We start from the raw sequence: 2,340 nt of genomic DNA, 5'->3' as shown, positions 1-2,340 counted from the left end.
CAAACCTCGCGCCGCGATTAAATAGCCCCTAGTTTGAACAAATTTTAATCCGCAAAGATCAACAGACCCTAATAAAGCATGCTCAACGATAGATACAATTAATTGCTCATGAACAGTGAGCCGATTAATGCTTACAGGGACGTAAGCATTAATACCAACTTGCATAAATCTGTAATTTTCTAAACGTTAAATAGACCCCATATATAAGCAGATTGATATAAGAATAACGCAGGAGCAGTTACTAAGCCCTTTCGATTACAAATCTTACGGCGCGATTAGATTCTTCAAGATAGAAAAAATTCCAATCCTAAAAGCACAACAGCGCTTAGTTTCTCCTTGATATCCCCCACATTTTTTATGTATTTTATTCCGTTATCTGTTTTATTAGCCATAATAAATAGATAACAAAGCGTATTAAAAGAGTGTGTGTGGACAATTTATTTATTTTTATGATTTCAGTAGGAGTGTTACTTTTAGCTGTAAGCATAAAGCCGGCCTTAAAAATATGCACAAAAACAAATAGATTTGCTTGGGGTTTATTACTTGTTTTTATTGTGTGCTTTATTTTTGGCTACTGGTGGGTACTTTATTACTTTGTTAATAATGATGTTAATCAATCTATAGCGTTAAGCGTCTCGGTTATTTTATTAGGAGGTGGTGCATTTGTTTATTTGGTTATTCGGCTAAGTCTAAAAAGCATTTTAGAAATTGAACGCTCTGCTGAACATCAGCGTTTTTTAGCAGAGCACGATAGCCTAACAAACCTTCCTAATCGGAAAAAGTTTTTTAAAGTTGTTAATAAAAAAATAGAATGCAACGAACCTTTCATTTTATTACTGATCGATTTGAGTAACTTTAAACGCGTTAACGATGCTTATGGTAATAGCTTTGGTGACTCGTTATTATGCTTGTTTTCTAAAGTCCTTAGCCAGTATTTATCTGAATTTGCTAAATTGTATCGAATAGGTGGCGACGAGTTTGCTGTGGTATTAAATGCGGTTTCTCAACACGCTTATATTAACTGCATACGCTTAATTAACGACGCTATAGCAAACCCGTTTTCTATTCATGAGCAAAGTATACGAGTTTACTTAAAAATAGGAGTGAGCGACTACCCAAAAGACAGCATGCAGACAAACGAGTTATTTAAGCAAGCCGATTTAGCTCTTCATGAAGCAAAAAAAACACAGCAACAGGTTGTTAATTATTTCATCGATTTGAGTGCACGAGCAGACGATTTGTTTAATATGTCGACAAAAATTAAAAGAGCATTAAAAAACCAAGAGTTCGAGCTTTTTTTACAACCCATCTTTGCTTCAAAACACGATGATATGCATGGCGCAGAGGTATTAATTCGCTGGCCACAAAATGATGGCACGTTCATTGGCCCTGATATATTTATAAAAACGGCGGAGCAAACGGGGCAAATTTTAGCTATATCAAAATGGGTGGTGTTAGAAACAATCCAGCATTTAAAAAAACTCAAAAAAGCAGGGTTTAAAGGCTCGTTACATGTCAACCTTTCAACAAGGGACTTAGAGAGCTTAGACTTTTATGAATTTATAGAGCCGTTAATTAATTTAGATCCGACTTTAAGTGATTTTATTATGTTTGAAATTACAGAAGGTGCAATGATGACTAATATAGATACAGCACGCAGTATGATGTACAAACTAAATGCACATGGTTTTGAGTTTAGTATTGATGACTTTGGTACTGGGTTTTCTTCGTTATCACTCTTAAGAGAATTACCAATTAGCCAAATAAAAATAGATCAGTCGTTTATTAAAGAGATGCTGACACAGATTGCAGATTACGCGATTGTTGAATCAACGTTATTTTTAGCAAATAGACTTAACTGTAAGGTTGTTGCAGAAGGGATTGAAAATGAATATTTACAAGATGCACTAATATCAATGAATTGTGATTATCTACAAGGATATTATTATAGTAAGCCAATTGGTATTGATGATTTCATTAAAAAATATTTTTATGAGGAGGTATAAAATTGTTTAACAAATTGGCTGGGATACCAGGATTTGAACCTGGGAATGCCAGGATCAAAACCTGGTGCCTTACCGCTTGGCGATATCCCAACTATAAATTTGAATTAATTTTAGTTCTTAATAAGAACATGGTGCGGAAGGAGAGACTTGAACTCTCACAACCTAAGTTACTGGAACCTAAATCCAGCGCGTCTACCAATTCCGCCACTCCCGCATCACTAATTTGCTAATTTTAACTCTAAGCTAGAGTGATTCTTATATCCAACTTTTCTTGGTAGAAGAAGTTGGCTGGGATACCAGGATTTGAACCTGGGAATGCCAGGATCAAAACCTG

Annotated in this window: 1 protein-coding gene and 2 tRNA genes; 1 reads left to right on the top strand and 2 read right to left on the bottom strand. The window is 35.1% G+C overall.

The annotated features are described in order from the left end of the window. Window positions 1-428: 428 nt before the first annotated feature. Entirely contained in the window at window positions 429-2,006 is a 1,578-nt protein-coding gene (locus CWB66_RS19235) for a putative bifunctional diguanylate cyclase/phosphodiesterase (RefSeq protein WP_138586619.1), read from the top strand. Window positions 2,007-2,021: 15 nt separating this feature from the next. Here the strand turns inward: CWB66_RS19235 and CWB66_RS19230 are convergent. Both CWB66_RS19230 and CWB66_RS19225 read right to left on the bottom strand, forming a co-directional pair. Next, window positions 2,022-2,096 (bottom strand) — tRNA-Gln (locus tag CWB66_RS19230). A 39-nt stretch (window positions 2,097-2,135) separates the two neighbouring features. After that, a tRNA-Leu gene (locus tag CWB66_RS19225) sits at window positions 2,136-2,220 on the bottom strand. Window positions 2,221-2,340 lie beyond the last annotated feature (120 nt).

Source organism: Pseudoalteromonas sp. S558 (genome assembly GCF_005886635.1).
Lineage (GTDB): Bacteria > Pseudomonadota > Gammaproteobacteria > Enterobacterales > Alteromonadaceae > Pseudoalteromonas > Pseudoalteromonas aliena.
This window is presented reverse-complemented; position numbering and strand designations above follow the sequence as displayed.